This window comes from Tenacibaculum crassostreae (genome assembly GCF_964512405.1).
GTDB lineage: Bacteria > Bacteroidota > Bacteroidia > Flavobacteriales > Flavobacteriaceae > Polaribacter > Polaribacter crassostreae.
This window is the reverse complement of sequence record NZ_CAZELE010000005.1, coordinates 11,797-26,455: the sequence shown is the minus strand read 5'-3', so window position 1 is coordinate 26,455 and position 14,659 is coordinate 11,797. Positions and strand designations below refer to the sequence as shown.

12 protein-coding genes and 1 riboswitch are annotated in these 14,659 nt (G+C 32.9%); of the genes, 2 read left to right on the top strand and 10 right to left on the bottom strand.

Annotated features, from left to right (window positions below):
* Positions 1 to 80 precede the first annotated feature (80 nt).
* Positions 81 to 1,646 carry a hypothetical protein gene (locus ACKTST_RS05535; RefSeq protein WP_408046749.1) on the top strand — a complete coding sequence of 522 codons (1,566 nt, stop codon included), beginning with the start codon at positions 81 to 83 and terminating at the stop codon, positions 1,644 to 1,646.
* A 58-nt stretch (positions 1,647 to 1,704) separates the two neighbouring features.
* Here the strand turns inward: ACKTST_RS05535 and metF are convergent, their stop codons facing one another.
* From metF to ACKTST_RS05520, 3 genes are all read right to left on the bottom strand, one after another.
* The gene (metF, locus tag ACKTST_RS05530; protein WP_408046748.1) at positions 1,705 to 2,661 is read right to left on the bottom strand and encodes a methylenetetrahydrofolate reductase [NAD(P)H]; all 957 of its coding nucleotides are present in this window, start codon (positions 2,659 to 2,661) and stop codon (positions 1,705 to 1,707) included.
* Between the two features lie 227 nt (positions 2,662 to 2,888).
* Positions 2,889 to 5,567, bottom strand: coding sequence for a methionine synthase (gene metH / locus ACKTST_RS05525; protein WP_408046747.1), 2,679 nt, complete (start codon positions 5,565 to 5,567; stop codon positions 2,889 to 2,891).
* A 70-nt stretch (positions 5,568 to 5,637) separates the two neighbouring features.
* Positions 5,638 to 6,651, bottom strand: a complete 1,014-nt coding sequence (locus tag ACKTST_RS05520) for a homocysteine S-methyltransferase family protein (protein WP_408046746.1) — start codon at positions 6,649 to 6,651, stop codon at positions 5,638 to 5,640.
* Between the two features lie 53 nt (positions 6,652 to 6,704).
* Positions 6,705 to 6,830, bottom strand: a riboswitch (SAM riboswitch).
* A gap of 235 nt (positions 6,831 to 7,065) precedes the next feature.
* On the opposite strand from ACKTST_RS05520, the gene ACKTST_RS05515 reads away from it, so the two are divergent.
* Positions 7,066 to 7,896: a hypothetical protein gene (locus ACKTST_RS05515; RefSeq protein WP_408046745.1), complete on the top strand. Its 831-nt coding sequence runs from the start codon at positions 7,066 to 7,068 to the stop codon at positions 7,894 to 7,896.
* 153 nt (positions 7,897 to 8,049) lie between these two features.
* On the opposite strand, the gene cysM is transcribed toward ACKTST_RS05515, so the two are convergent.
* The 7 genes from cysM to ACKTST_RS05480 all read right to left on the bottom strand — a co-directional run bounded on the left by cysM (position 8,050) and on the right by ACKTST_RS05480 (position 14,645).
* A complete protein-coding gene (gene cysM / locus ACKTST_RS05510) occupies positions 8,050 to 8,937 on the bottom strand; it encodes a cysteine synthase CysM (protein WP_408046744.1) in 888 nt (295 codons plus the stop codon).
* 17 nt (positions 8,938 to 8,954) lie between these two features.
* Positions 8,955 to 9,731 carry a serine O-acetyltransferase EpsC gene (epsC, locus tag ACKTST_RS05505; protein ID WP_408046743.1) on the bottom strand — a complete coding sequence of 259 codons (777 nt, stop codon included), beginning with the start codon at positions 9,729 to 9,731 and terminating at the stop codon, positions 8,955 to 8,957.
* Positions 9,725 to 10,057, bottom strand: coding sequence for a 2Fe-2S iron-sulfur cluster-binding family protein (locus ACKTST_RS05500; protein WP_408046742.1), 333 nt, complete (start codon positions 10,055 to 10,057; stop codon positions 9,725 to 9,727). The genes epsC and ACKTST_RS05500 overlap by 7 nt, the downstream gene beginning before the upstream one ends.
* Entirely contained in the window at positions 10,057 to 11,112 is a 1,056-nt protein-coding gene (locus tag ACKTST_RS05495; RefSeq protein ID WP_408046741.1) for an NAD(P)/FAD-dependent oxidoreductase, read from the bottom strand. The genes ACKTST_RS05500 and ACKTST_RS05495 overlap by 1 nt, the downstream gene beginning before the upstream one ends.
* A gap of 74 nt (positions 11,113 to 11,186) precedes the next feature.
* Positions 11,187 to 11,759, bottom strand: a complete 573-nt coding sequence (locus tag ACKTST_RS05490; protein WP_408046740.1) for a precorrin-2 dehydrogenase/sirohydrochlorin ferrochelatase family protein — start codon at positions 11,757 to 11,759, stop codon at positions 11,187 to 11,189.
* Between the two features lie 5 nt (positions 11,760 to 11,764).
* A complete protein-coding gene (gene cobA, locus ACKTST_RS05485; protein ID WP_408046739.1) occupies positions 11,765 to 12,532 on the bottom strand; it encodes a uroporphyrinogen-III C-methyltransferase in 768 nt (255 codons plus the stop codon).
* Between the two features lie 10 nt (positions 12,533 to 12,542).
* On the bottom strand, positions 12,543 to 14,645 hold the full coding sequence (locus ACKTST_RS05480) for a HEPN domain-containing protein (RefSeq protein WP_408046738.1): 2,103 nt from the start codon (positions 14,643 to 14,645) through the stop codon (positions 12,543 to 12,545).
* Between the last annotated feature and the right edge of the window lie 14 nt (positions 14,646 to 14,659).

The following is a 14,659-nucleotide window of genomic DNA, read 5'->3' as shown; positions in this document are numbered from 1 at the left end:
TAACAAGTGCTTTTACAGCGAGTTAGATACGATATCAAAAAACAATAAAACAATAACAAAACACTGACAAACAAAAAGTTATGCGTAACTCAATTACATTTTCCAACCAACAAAATGATGCGTTATTTGTTTTGATAAAGTCGTTATCTAAATCTGAAAAACGTCAATTTAATTTATATGTTGGTCGTTTAGGTGGTAATGTAGATGCTAAGTTTTTTGCACTTTTTAAATTGCTTGAAAAACAAAAAAATTATAACGAAAAAGCTATCATAGATAGCGGAGTGGTTAGCAAACAACAACTTTCTAATTTAAAGGCTCACTTATACAAGCAAATATTAATTAGTCTTCGTATGAATCCTGCTCATAAAAACATCAGAATTCAAATACGTGAACAATTAGATTTCGCAACAGTTTTATATCAAAAAGGATTGTACAAGCAAAGTTTAAAATTGCTTGATAAAGCGAAACACATGGCAATTGAAAATGAAGAAAAAAACATTGCTTACGAAATTGTAGAGCTAGAAAAAGTCATTGAAAGTCAATACATTACAAGAAGTATCGATACACGTTCGGACGAATTAACTATTCAAGCTAAAGAGCTTAGTCAACAAAATGTAATTGCGAGTAAACTATCTAATTTATCCCTTCAATTGTACGGAACTTTATTGAAAAATGGTTATGTAAAAAATGATGAAGAGCTACAGCGAGTTAATTCATATTTCAACTCAAAATTACCTGAATACAATTATGAAAATCTGGGTTTTCGTGAAAAATTATGGTTGTACAAAGCACATTTGTGGCATAGTTTTTTAACTCAGGATTTTTTGCAGAGTTATAAGTATGCAAACAAATGGGTAGATTTATTTAAAAGTGATTCTAAAAACATTTCATTACATCCTGTTTTTTATTTAAAAGGAAAAAATTACTTGTTAGAAAGCTTATTCTTTATCAAACATTATGAAAAGTTTAAAGAAGAACTTACTTTGTTTGAAGAAGAAATTGAAAAAAAATCGATTCCGCAAAATAGCAATACCGAAATATTAACATTTCTCTATTATTACGCCAATAAATTACATATGCATTTCTTAGAAGGAAGCTTTTCTAAAGGTGAGTATTTAGTAGAAGTTATTATTGATAAAATAGAAGAGTTTAAAGATCGTTTGGACGCTCATCACATCGTTGTTTTTTATTATAAGATTGCTTGCTTATACTTTGGAATGGGGAAAAATAAAGAATGTATTTCTTATTTAAACAAAATTATAAAGGCAAAAAACATAGATGTTGCGCAAGATTTACAGTGTTTTTCTAGAATACTATCATTAATAGCTCATTATGAATGTGGTTTAGATTATGATTTAGAACGACAATTTAAAGACACTTACCGTTTTTTACTAAAAATGGAGAATTTACAAGAGGTTCAGAAAGAATTTATTTCTTCTATAAAATCTTTAGGTGATGTATTTCCTCATCAAATTAAAAAGGAATTTAAAGGTATTTACGACCGATTAAAGATATATGAGAATCATCCGTATGAAAAAAGAGCCTTTTTGTATTTAGATATTCTTTCTTGGCTTGAGAGTAAAATAGAAAACAAGCCAGTAGCACAAATCATTCAAGAGAAGTTTCATGTTATTCAAAAGAAATAAGGCACTTCGACTGCGCTCAGTGCCTTTAATAAACTACCGCTTATCGATTACATAGCGTTTAAAAAACTGCTTTAGCTATTTGTTGAATATTGGTTGATCTTCCCATCGAGTAGTAATGTAAAATAGGTACTCCTTTTTTAAGTAATTCTTTACTTTGAGCAATACACCACTCTACTCCAACTTGTCTTACTTCGGAATTTTCTTTGCATTTTATCACTTCTTTTACCAACGCATCTGGTAAATCTACTTTAAATCGATGTGGAATTAAATTCAATTGTTTTTTGGTTGAAATAGGCTTTAACCCAGGAATAATTGGAACCTTTATTCCTTCTTCTCTACACTTTTCTACAAATTCAAAATATTTCTGATTGTCAAAAAACATTTGCGTAACTATATAGTTAGCGCCATTTTTTATTTTCTTTTTTAAAAAATGAATGTCAGAATCTAAACTTGGAGCCTCCATGTGCTTTTCAGGATACCCTGCAACCCCAATACAAAAATCAGTTTTTGATGAATTTTGTAAATCATCATCTAAATACCTTCCTTTGTTTAAGTTTTCTATTTGAGTTACCAACTCACTTGCATACGAATGTCCATCTTTTTCTGATTTGAAATACGTTTCACTTTTTACCGCATCACCACGCAGCGCAACTACATTATCAATCCCTAAAAAGTCAAGGTCAATTAAAAAATTCTCAGTGTCTTCTTTAGTAAATCCACCACATAAAATATGAGGTATCGCATCTACTTGATATTTATTTTGAATAGCCGCACAAATACCCACTGTTCCTGGGCGCTTTTTTACCACTTGTTTTTTTAGCAATCCATTTGCTAACTCTTTATATACGTACTCTTCTCTATGATATGTTACATCTATAAATGGCGGATTGAATTCCATTAACGGGTCAATATTTTTAAATATTGAATCAATTGTATCTCCCTTTAAAGGTGGAAGTATTTCAAACGAAAACAACGATGTTCCGTTAGCTTTTTCTAAATGTTCTGTTACCTTCATAAGTAATAGCTTATAAAGGCGTATTAACCTACAATAACGAAGCTACAAACAATGCTAAAACTGCCATAACGGTTAACTGAATTGCAAACTTTATTTCTATTTGATATTTTTTCATTATACATAAATTTTTACTGCAATATTAGTTTGGATTCTTAGCTTTAAGCTTAGCTTACTTATAATTTATTGTTAATTAAACACGCTCTTTTTATTGATTTTTTAAATTATTATTAATTCTCTGATATGTTTGAATGCAACCACTTTCTGGCTTTTTCTAACGGTATGTTTTTTCGCTTTGCATAATCTCTTACTTGATCGTCAGTTATTTTTCCTAACCCGAAATATTTTGCTTCTTCATTAGCAAAATAGTATCCAGAAACAGCTGCTGCTGGCCACATGGCTAAACTTTCTGTTAAGCGAACTCCAATATTTTCTTCTACTTGCAACAAGTCCCAAATTGTTTCTTTTTCAAGATGATCAGGGCAGGCAGGATATCCTGGTGCAGGACGAATTCCTTTATAATCTTCTTTTATCAACTCATCGTTGGTTAAATTTTCTTCGGAAGCATAACCCCAATGTTTTGTTCTCACTCTATGGTGTAAATACTCTGCAAACGCTTCCGCAAAACGATCGGCAAGAGCTTGCGCCATTATTGCATTGTAATCGTCGTGCTTTTCTTTGTATTGTAATGCCAATTCATCTGCTCCAAAAATGGCGGTACAGAAAGCTCCTATATAATCTGTTCTTTCTGTTTCTTTAGGTGCAATAAAATCTGCCAAGGCAAAACTTGGTTTATTATCTCGCTTTTTTAATTGCTGACGTAAGGTTCTGAATACAGCAACTTCTTTTCCTTTTTTTTGAGCTGAAATATCATCGTCATTAATAGAATTTGCTTCAAACAAACCAAAAATAGCTTTGGGTTTTAAGGCTTGCTTTTCTATAATTTCTCGCACCATTTTTTGAGCATCTTCATACAAATTAGTTGCCTCTACCCCTACTATTTCATCCTCTAAAATATCAGGAAACTTTCCGTGTAAATCCCACGAACGGAAAAACGGACTCCAATCGAAATAAGGTACTAGTGCTTTTAAACTTACTTGTTCTAGCTTTTGTATACCTAGTTCTTTTGGTTTAACAATATGAGTCATATCCCAATCTATTTTGAATTTTCGCTTTCTAGCTTCTACAATAGGTATGTAGTGCTTCTGTTTTCCTCGTTTTAAAAATTTATCACGAAATTCTTCGTAATCTTTCTTCAACTTAGCTACATACTCGTTTGAGGTTTCTTGGTTTAGTAAATCTCCTACTACGGTTACAGCTCTTGAAGCATCATTTACATGTACTACTGCATTTTTATATTGTGTGTCTATTTTTACAGCGGTATGTGCCTTTGAGGTTGTTGCTCCACCAATCAATAATGGGATTTCCAAATTTTGACGTTCCATTTCTTTGGCTAAATACACCATTTCATCTAACGAAGGCGTTATTAATCCGCTTAAACCAATAGCATCTACTTTTTCTTTTTTGGCAGTTTCAATGATTTTTTCTGGTGGAACCATCACACCTAAATCGACAATTTCATAATTGTTACAACCTAACACTACAGATACAATGTTTTTACCAATATCGTGCACATCACCTTTTACGGTTGCCATTAATATTTTTCCTAATGCTTTTTGCTCTTCTGTTTTTTCTGCTTCAATAAACGGGTTTAAATACGCCACCGATTTCTTCATTACTCTAGCAGATTTTACTACTTGTGGTAAAAACATTTTTCCTTCACCAAACAAGTCTCCTACTACATTCATTCCTGTCATTAAATGTCCTTCAATGACGTGTAGCGGTTTCGCAACACTTAAACGAGCTTCTTCAGCATCTTCTTCAATAAAAGCGTCTATTCCTTTCACTAAAGAGTGCGTTATACGGTCTTGCAGCGGTAAACTTCTCCATTCCAACACTTGCTCGCTGTTTTCTTTTTGAGTTCCTTTTACCGTTTCAGCAAACTCCAATAAACGCTCAGTAGCATCTGATCTTCTATCTAAAATAACATCTTCAATATGTTCTAATAAATCCTTCGGAATATCATCGTAGACTTCTAACATCGCTGGATTTACAATTCCCATATTCATTCCTGCTTTAATCGCATAGTATAGAAATACTGAGTGCATCGCTTCACGTACCACATTGTTTCCTCTAAAAGAAAACGACACATTACTCACGCCACCACTTACACTTACATGTGGTAAATTTTCGCGAACCCAATTAGTAGCTTCAATAAAATCTAGTGCGTTTCTTCTGTGTTCTTCCATTCCCGTAGCTACAGGAAAGATGTTTAAATCAAAAATGATATCCTCAGCCGGAAAGTGGACAATGTCCACCAATATTTTATATGAGCGTTCTGCAATTTCAATTCTTCGTTTGTAGGTATCTGCTTGTCCTACTTCATCAAAAGCCATGATAATTACAGCAGCTCCGTATCGTTTTATCTGCGTAGCTTCCCAAATAAATTTTTCTTCTCCTTCTTTTAAAGAAATGGAATTCACTACTGATTTTCCTTGTACTACCTGCAATCCCGCTTCAATAATTTCCCACTTAGAACTGTCAATCATAATAGGAACTCTCGCAATATCAGGTTCTGAAGCGATTAAGTTTAAGAAACGTACCATTGCTTCTTTACCATCAATCAAACCATCATCCATATTAATATCTATGATTTGCGCGCCACCATCTACTTGATGACGTGCAATTGCCAAGGCTTCATCAAACTTTTCTTCTTTTATCAATCGAAGAAATTTACGAGATCCTGCTACGTTTGTTCGTTCCCCTACATTGATAAAATTGCTTTCAGGAGTAATAATCAGCGGTTCTAACCCCGATAATTTCATGTATTTTTTTTCTACTGTATTCATTGTTTATATATTCATTTTGTCTTGACACAAAACGAATCAAAAAGTCAATACTCTCAATTCTTTTCAGTTTTTATATGTCCGAATCGTACTTTATTACTAATCCTCTAGGTTTATACTTTGCTGCAATAGTTGCAATCTCTGAAATATGTTTAGGCGTAGTACCACAACACCCTCCTATAATGTTTATTAAATTCTTTTTTAGATACTCTTCTATTTGAGTTGCCATTTCTTCTGGAGTTTCATCATATTCTCCAAAAGCATTTGGCAATCCTGCATTCGGATGTGCAGAAATCGCATAGTCTGTTTTTGAAGCAATCGCTTCTAAATGTGGTTGCAATAAATTAGCCCCTAAAGCACAATTGAATCCTACTGATAATAACGGAATATGAGAAATGGATATTAAAAAAGCCTCGGCAGTTTGTCCAGATAAAGTTCTTCCTGAAGCATCGGTGATGGTTCCTGAAACCATGATTGGAACTTCAATATTTCGTTCAGTCTTTACTTCTTCAATAGCAAATAAAGCTGCTTTGGCGTTTAAGGTGTCAAATACGGTTTCTACCAACAAAATATCAGAACCTCCGTCTATTAAGGCTTCTACTTGTTGTTTATACGCAATACGCAATTCATCAAAAGTAACCGCTCTGTACCCTGGGTCGTTTACATCGGGAGACATACTTGCAGTACGATTGGTAGGTCCGATAGAACCTGCTACAAAACGAGGTTTGTGTGGTTCTTTCGCTGTAAATTCCTCCGCTACTTCTTTGGCTATTTTGGCAGATTTGTAATTTAACTCATACACCAAATCTTCCATTTGGTAATCTGCCATGGCGATAGTTGTACCAGAAAAAGTGTTGGTTTCTACAATATCCGCACCAGCCGCAAAGTATTTTCTGTGTACTTCTTTTACCGCTTCGGGTTGTGTGATGGATAACAAATCGTTGTTTCCTTGTAAGGGAGTTGGGTAGTCTTTAAAACGTTCTCCGCGAAAATCTTCTTCAGAAAATTTATATTGCTGAAGCATGGTTCCCATAGCGCCATCGAGCACGAGGATTCGTTTTTGTATTTCTTGATAAATGTTAGGCATTCCTGATAGTTAGTGTACGAGTTATCAGGAAAAGAGGAAGTAAAAACTTCTTTTCGTTATCTCTCTGTTAGTCTTAAAATAAATTTAGAATATACAGTAGAATGTAGCACCTTCTTTGTTTGCTCAAAGGGTTGCTAAGGTTTCAAAGGGTCTATTCCCTCCACCTTTCTTGATAACATCAATACGTTAATGAACAGGGCAAAGTTATAGTATTATTTTTTATTTACACAACTTTTTATTTTAGAATTAAATTAACACCTAAAAAGAGCCTACTACCATTAGGTAGCAATACAATTTTATTTTATATTAGATGCTCGAAAAAGAAGAATAAAATTGCTAAAAACTCCACATATCACATTTTAACAAACGGATAACAGTAATTTTAGTTCTTATATAACAAGTTGTAAAACATTTATGAAGAGAGTTTTAAACATATTATTTGCTTTAATTATAACTTTTAGTTTTTCTTGTTCTGGTAAAAAAAATGAAGAAAAATTGAAAAATAATGAAAAAGCAAGAAATGTTGAGATTTTAGAAGAAAAACAAAACACTTCGAATGAATTTGACAAATCTGAAAAAGTTCTTTTTGAGCGAGTTTCAGATAACGAAATTTGGATTTATAATTGTTTGTATTCAGGATTTACTGGAGAAACTACATTAATAAAAGTTAACGAAAATTTAGAAATAAAATCAGTCTATTATAATTATTGGACAGATGTAATTAATGAGAATTCAACTGAATTTAAAGTAGCGAATTCAAAAATTGAATTTAGCCAAAATCCATTTAAAACGAATGACCAAATCAATATTAATTACGAATTAAAAATAAATGAGATTTCTTTTAAGACAAAAAAAATAGTCAACTCTAAAATTATTACTTTTAAAATTAAGAGTAAGGAAATGAGTGAAAATGACGAGAAAAAATACAAAAAGAAATATGATTTTATTAATTCATTTGATGCTTATAAAATTAAATATACAGACAAAAAACCTGAATTATTATCAAGTATTGAAACTTTCAAAATAGAATTGAACTCCATTTTTAAGATAAATAAAATATCAATTTTGTTTTCAATAGATACAAAAGGAAAAGTTTTAAAAGAGTCAATTAAATTAAGAACTCCGAAAAAACTAACAACTATACAAAAAGAGAAAATAACGGAATTAATAATAGAAAAATTGAATTATTCACCAGGATATATTAATAAAACTCCTGTAAAAACTGAATTATATTTAAGAATTTAAAAAAACGTTTTACAACACCGTATAAACTTTATTGCTGGCTTTTTTCCTACTTGCGAAAGTCCTCGCGGACTTTCTTGGTCTGTAATTATTTAGTAAATTTACCGCTAAATTAACGCAACAAAGCTTATACAAACACGTTGTATTGAATTCCTTTTATTGAAATAAGTCAGATGACAAATAGCGGTCGCCTCTGTCGCAAATAACTGCTACAATAACACCTTTATCAATAGTTTTGGCTATTTCTAAAGCTGCATGTACTGATCCTCCACTACTCATACCTGCAAATACCCCTTCTTCTTGTGCTAATTTTCTGGTCATGTTTTTAGCATCGTTTTCATCTAGCTCTACCACTTTATCTACTTTATTTCTATTAAAAAACTTAGGCTGATATGCTGGCGACCATTTACGAATTCCAGGAATTTTTGCTCCGTCTTTAGGTTGCGCTCCAATAATTTGTACTTCAGGGTTTTGCTCTTTTAAATAGGTAGAAACTCCCATAATAGTTCCTGTTGTTCCCATAGCAGATACAAAATGAGTTACTTCACCCTCGGTATCGTTCCAAATTTCTGGACCAGTAGTTTTATAATGTGCTTTCCAGTTATCGTTGTTTTCAAACTGATTCAGCATAAAATAGCCTTTTTTATAGCGTAGCTCTAGTGCTATATCTCTAGAGCCTTCTATTCCTTTTTCCGCATCAGTTAAAATAACCTCAGCTCCGTAAGCACGCATGGTTTTTACACGTTCTTCGGTAGAGTTTTCTGGCATTACCAATACCATGTTTACCCCTAATACTTTTGCCATGAGTGCTAATGCAATTCCTGTATTTCCGCTAGTGGCTTCTACTAAATAATCTCCTTGTCGGATATTTTTTCTCTTGATAGCTTCTGCAATCATATTATAAGCCGCACGATCTTTAACGCTTCCGCCTGGGTTGTTTCCTTCTAGTTTTAACAAGAGTTTTACCCCTTCTTTTTGAAGGATGCTAGAAACTTCTATTAACGGAGTGTTTCCTATGCTATCTACAATTGTTTTAGTTTTCATGGTTGGTTTTACCTACATTATTTAACATAGGATTTTCTAGTGGTTATTTTATTTTCTGACTCATAGGTTACAATAGATCCTTCGGGTACCGAAGTTGTTACGCAAACATTTGCACCTATAATGCTATCTTTTCCTATTACAACATCGCCTCCTAAAATAGTGGCGTTGGCATAAATGGTTACGTTATTTTCAATCGTTGGGTGCCTTTTTGTAGATGCCAATTCTTTTTTTACTTGAATTCCTCCTAAAGTAACTCCCTGATAAATTTTTACATTTTCTTTAATTATCGTGGTTTCACCAATTACAATTCCTGTTGCGTGATCTATAAAAAAGGAATCGCCAATAGTGGCTCCAGGGTGAATGTCAGTTCCTGTGAGTCCATGTGCGTATTCACTCATCATTCTTGGTAAAATCGGAATTTCCATTTTATACAATTCATGACTCAATCGATATACAGCAATGGCGTGAAACCCTGGATAAGCTAAATACACTTCTCCTAAACTTTTACACGCAGGATCAGTTTTTTCAAATGCTTTGGCATCTAAATCTAACTTTTCTCGTATTTCACAAAATGATTGTTGGTATTCCCTCCACACTTCCAACGCATTGTCAACAGCAAGTCCATTTAAAATTCTTACAAATTGATTTTTTAAATGTTCTGCTTTTTCTTGACAAACATCATTAAACAAGGCATAAAATAATTGTTTGGTAAAAACCTCTACATCATCTTTTAGTGATAAATCGTACTGTTTAAACTGCATATCTTTACTTCTTTCTACAAAAATACTTAACATTCAGGAGCTAATTCAACTTCTAGTCCGTCTAATTCATTAGTTATAGAAATTTGACACCCTAATCTACTATTCTTTTCTACAAAAAAAGCTTCAGAAAGCATTGCTTCTTCATCATCGTTTATTGCTGGTAATTCGTGATTTGAATTGATATAACATTGACAAGAAGCGCACATCGCTATTCCTCCACAAATTCCAATAGTCCCTTCTGGGACAAGTTCATAAGAACGGACTACTTCCATTAAATTCATTGCCATATCAGTCGGAGCAAGTACTTCGTACATTACACCCTCACGGTCGGTAATTTTAAGTGTTATATCTTGACTCATTATTCGATAGCTTTTACTACTGCTTTAGGCGCTTCTTTTTTTGTTCCGTCAAATCCTTCAACTCCGCCAACAGTTGTGTATTTCATCACATATTTTTTATCTGGATGGATTCTTTGGTAGGCACTTTGGCACATTAAAGTAGCTTCATGAAAACCGCATAAAATCAGTTTTAACTTTCCTGGATAGGTGTTTACATCACCAATGGCATAAATACCAGGAATATTGGTTTGATAGTCTAATGCATTGTTTACTTTAATGGCATTTTTCTCTATTTCTAGCCCCCAATTAGCAATTGGTCCAAGTTTTGGAGCGAGCCCAAATAACGGGATAAAATGATCGGTATCTAAAATATAAGGTTCATTATCTTTTTCCTCAACAACCACACCTGTTACGTGATCATTACCTAAAATACCTTTTACCTCTGCAGGTGTAATTAAATGAATCTTGCCTAAGTTCTTCAATTCTTGTACTTTTTCAACAGAATCTAACGCGCCTCTAAATTCGTTTCTTCTATGAATTAAGGTTACTGATTTTGCTATATCTGTTAAAAAGATAGACCAATCTAAAGCAGAATCTCCCCCCCCAGCAATTACCACATCTTTATCGCGGTATAACTCTGGTTCTTTAATCATGTATTCTACCCCTTTATCTTCAAATTTTGCAATATTTTCTATTAAAGGTTTACGAGGTTCAAAACTCCCCAAACCACCTGCAATAGCTACCACAGGTGCTTTGTGCTTTGTTCCTTTGTTGGTAGTTATAATAAAAGTTCCGTCATCTTGTCTTTCAATAGAATCAGCTCTTTCGCCTAAGGTAAAACCAGGTTCAAATTGTTTGATTTGTTCTAGCAATTTGTTGGTTAAATCTCCTGCTAAAATCTCTGGATATGCAGGAATATCATAAATAGGTTTCTTCGGATAAATTTCTGAACACTGCCCACCTGGTTGTGGTAAGGCATCTATTAAATGACAACGTAGTTTTAATAATCCTGCTTCAAAAACTGTAAATAACCCTGTTGGTCCTGCTCCTATAATTAATATATCTGTTTGTATCATCTTTCATTTATTTTTTGTCAATACAGTAATCTGTTTATCGACTTACAGATTGCTTCACGTTGTTCGCAATGACATTATTTTACTAAACTCTCTGTTAATTTGTTTAGTATTTCTACTTTCTGTTCAAAGTTTCCTTTGATTGTTTTTCTATAGTTATTTAAATTTTCAACTAAATGATTAATGTCTTCTGGAATTACTTCTTCAAAAAACTGACGCAATCGTTTAGCAGTTGTTGGCGACTTTCCATTAGTTGAAATGGCTACTTTTACGTTTCCTTTGGTTACAATTCCGCCTAAGTAAAAATCACATAAATCAGGTGTATCAGCTACATTTACTAAAATGTTTTGCTCCTTGCAATCATAATATACTTCTTCATTTATTTTATAATTATTGGTAGCAACGATTACTAAATTTTTATTGTGCAAATACTTCTTTTTATAAACCGAATTTGCAATGGCTACATTCTTATTTTTGATAAGGTCAAGTATTTCTTTTTTTACTTCAGGAGCTACAATTTGTACATTCGCTTTTGGACTAGATTTAAGTAAAAAACTTAATTTTTCTAATCCAACAGTACCTCCACCCACCAACAAAATGTTTAGCTGATGTGTTTTTAAAAAAATTGGATATAAATTATTTCTTTCCATACTTATTATACTACTTCTTTTATGGCTAGTTCTTGCTGAATTTGTAACAATTGTTGCCTGTGATATACAACTTCACCTATAATGATGATTGCAGGATTGCTTAGTTGTTGTTTTTCCACAATGTCTTCAATAGAATCAATAGTTCCGATACCTACTTTTTCTTGAGGAGTTGTTCCGTTTTGAATAATTCCAACGGGTAAATTATATTTATTTTCTTGTTTGAAAAGGCGAATAATTTCTGATAATTTACCCATTCCCATTAAAATAACGACTGTAGCGGTTGATTTTGCAGCTAAAGCAACATCGTTTGATAATTGGTGTTGTTTTGTTGTACCAGTAATCACCCAAAAACTTTCTGAGCTTCCTCTTTTTGTTAACGGAATATTTTGATAAGCAGGAACTGCTAATGATGATGAAATTCCTGGAACTACCGCTACTTCTATACCGTATTTAGCTGCGAATTCCATTTCTTCAGCACCACGACCAAAAATAAACGGATCGCCACCTTTTAAACGAACTACATGTCCGTGAGAATATGCTCTAGCTACAATTAAATCGTTTATTTGTTCTTGCTGGTAACTATAGCAACCTCTGCGTTTACCCACAAAAATTAATTCAGCTTTTGTTGACACATATTGTAGTAATTCTTTGTTTACCAATGCATCATATAGAACAACATCCGCTTTTTTTAAGGTGTTAATAGCTTTTACAGTAATTAATTCAGCATCTCCAGGACCTGCACCAACTACTGTTAGTTTTGGTAATTTTTTCATGATGTTACGATTAGCTTTGTACTACTATTTTTCTAAATGCATCAATAGTTTTATAAAAGTTTTTCGCTGAACTTAAATATTGATTAGCAAATTCTTCTGAAGGTTCATTTTTATTGATTTGATGAACAATTTCTGAAAATGATGTTGGTAAAACGATGGTTTGCGTATTTGTAAATACGTCATCAAAATTTTTAATAATACCTGCATGCGTATTCGTTTTTTCTCCTTCGGAAGTTAAAATAGCTTTCGCGGTATTAATAAGTGCTGAATAGGAATAATAAATACTATCTGACCATTGTTTTTCTTGCAAAGCTAGTGAGGCATTTTCTAACTTTTCTTCACTCTCAAAAAGTAGTGTTGCTACCAAATCGATAACTACTCCGGCGCATTCGCCCACTCCAATAGCTTTAACGTATTGTTTGTCGTGCCCCCAATCAATAAAATCGCCTTCTGTTAAATTATCGGTGTCAGATAAATGTTTTAAGATATCGTAAAAGTAGGTTTTTCCTTGTCTATCATAGTACGTTAAAAAATCTTCATTTCTTTGCTGATTTATTTCAAAATCATTTAACAAAATTCGTAACGATTCAGGACCTCTTTTACTCGGTATTTTTATTAGTTTATCGGCAAAACGACCTTTACCGTTCCCTAAAACACCTCCACCGATAAGAACTTGTAATGCAGGAGCTACAAATTTACCTGAATTAATAGACATTCCTTGATAACCAATATGTGCCATATTATGTTGCCCACAAGCATTCATACAGCCACTAATTTTAATAGTAAGGCTTTTGTTTTCGGCATATTCAGGGTATTCATTTTTTAGAACTTTTTCTAACTCTAATGCAATACCTGTACTGCTTGCAATTCCTAAATTACAAGTATCTGTGCCAGGACAAGCAGTAATATCTGTTAAACTATTGTAACCAACTTCAGCAAAGCCTAATTTTTGTAATTCAGTATAAAAAAATGATAAAAACGCTTCTTTTACATGACGAATTAATATGTTTTGGCGTAAGGTAAAGCGTAATTCATTTGCTGCGTACTGCCTTATTAAATCTGCTAATTTTCTTGCTTTATCGGTTGTAAAGTCCCCTAAAGTAACTTTTATACCTATCGCATATAAACCTCTTTGTTTCTGTTTAAATACATTAGTTTTCTTCCAAGTTTTAAACTCTTCATTATCAATAATATTTACATGAGGTATTTTATTAGTGTTAAATTGAATTGATTTCTCAAACTCAATCAAATTAATTGGGTAAGCTTGATATGCTAATGCTTTTTTTTCTTCTTCAACAAGTTGAATGAATTCCTCTAACCCGATTTCTTTTACTAAAAACTTCAAACGAGCTTTGGCTCTTTTTGTACGTTCTCCAAAACGATCAAAAACACGTAATACTCCTTCAATGGTTGGGATTAATAAGTTTTCTTCTAAAAATTCATAAAATACATCTGCTTCTCTAGGTTGAGATCCCAATCCACCAGCTAACAATACTTTAAATCCTCTTTCTTCTATTCCATTTACCGTTAGAACTTTAGGAATAAAACCTAGATCATGCATAAAACTTAATGCTGAATCTTCATCAGTAGCAGAGAATGAAATTTTAAATTTTCTTCCCATTTCTTGGCAAATTGGATTGCGTAAGAAAAATTGAAAAGTTGCGTGTGCATACGGTGTTACATCAAATGGTTCTTTAGGGTCAATCCCAGCAGTTTCAGATGCTGTAACATTACGAACAGCATTACCACAAGCTTCTCTTAATGTTATATCATCTTTTTCTAATTGAGCCCATAATTCGGGAGCTCTATCTAAACTTACATGATGAATTTGTATGTCTTGACGTGTAGTAATGTGTAATTTTCCTGTTGAGTATTCATCAGAAACATCGGCAATCCTATGCAATTGCTGGCTCGTTACTTTACCGTAAGGCAATTTAATACGAATCATTTGTACTCCTAATTGTCGTTGCCCGTAAACACCACGTGCTAAACGCAAGCTACGAAAGCGTTCTTCATCTATTTTACCTTCTTTAAAAAGTCGGATTTTACGTTCTAGTTCTAGAATATCTTTTTCTACAACTGGATTTTCTATTTCGCTTCTAAAACTTTGCATATCAAAGTTGTTTT

What these genes read in the sequence shown, in the direction of transcription:
- ACKTST_RS05490 (WP_408046740.1), bottom strand. Translation starts at nt 11,759, where the DNA reads ATGGAAAGAAATAATTTATATCCAATTTTTTTAAAAACACATCAGCTA.
- ACKTST_RS05515 (WP_408046745.1), top strand. Translation starts at nt 7,066, where the DNA reads ATGAAGAGAGTTTTAAACATATTATTTGCTTTAATTATAACTTTTAGT.
- epsC (WP_408046743.1), bottom strand. Translation starts at nt 9,731, where the DNA reads ATGTTAAGTATTTTTGTAGAAAGAAGTAAAGATATGCAGTTTAAACAG.
- ACKTST_RS05495 (WP_408046741.1), bottom strand. Translation starts at nt 11,112, where the DNA reads ATGATACAAACAGATATATTAATTATAGGAGCAGGACCAACAGGGTTA.
- ACKTST_RS05535 (WP_408046749.1), top strand. Translation starts at nt 81, where the DNA reads ATGCGTAACTCAATTACATTTTCCAACCAACAAAATGATGCGTTATTT.
- cysM (WP_408046744.1), bottom strand. Translation starts at nt 8,937, where the DNA reads ATGAAAACTAAAACAATTGTAGATAGCATAGGAAACACTCCGTTAATA.
- metH (WP_408046747.1), bottom strand. Translation starts at nt 5,567, where the DNA reads ATGAATACAGTAGAAAAAAAATACATGAAATTATCGGGGTTAGAACCG.
- metF (WP_408046748.1), bottom strand. Translation starts at nt 2,661, where the DNA reads ATGAAGGTAACAGAACATTTAGAAAAAGCTAACGGAACATCGTTGTTT.
- ACKTST_RS05500 (WP_408046742.1), bottom strand. Translation starts at nt 10,057, where the DNA reads ATGAGTCAAGATATAACACTTAAAATTACCGACCGTGAGGGTGTAATG.
- cobA (WP_408046739.1), bottom strand. Translation starts at nt 12,532, where the DNA reads ATGAAAAAATTACCAAAACTAACAGTAGTTGGTGCAGGTCCTGGAGAT.
- ACKTST_RS05480 (WP_408046738.1), bottom strand. Translation starts at nt 14,645, where the DNA reads ATGCAAAGTTTTAGAAGCGAAATAGAAAATCCAGTTGTAGAAAAAGAT.
- ACKTST_RS05520 (WP_408046746.1), bottom strand. Translation starts at nt 6,651, where the DNA reads ATGCCTAACATTTATCAAGAAATACAAAAACGAATCCTCGTGCTCGAT.